Here is a 301-nt window from a genome sequence, read left to right on the forward strand (position 1 = left end):
CACAACGTGGTTTACGAAAACCACCTGAAAAACCATGAAGCACCGGAAGACTGCGAATTCTATATGTGCGGCCCTCCGATCATGAACCAGTCCGTGATCAAAATGCTCAAAGATTTGGGCGTGGAAGACGAAAACATCCTCTTGGACGATTTCGGCGGTTAACAGACAAAAAGGAAGAAACTTCGGTTTCTTCCTTTTTTATTGCCAGGCCGTCTGAAAACCATACTGAGACCTTTGCAAAATTCCTTTCCTTCCAACAGCCGAAATCCAAACAAGGGTTTTCAGCTGTTTTCTCCTCCAA

Annotated in this window: 1 pseudogene; it reads left to right on the plus strand. The window is 44.9% G+C overall.

Features of this window, described 5'->3' with window-relative positions:
• Positions 1–162 (plus strand): annotated as a pseudogene (locus ACTHSP_RS23520) (NADH:ubiquinone reductase (Na(+)-transporting) subunit F); the annotation flags it as partial.
• Positions 163–301: the final 139 nt, after the last annotated feature.

It is taken from the genome of Neisseria sp. P0001.S005, from assembly GCF_051963715.1.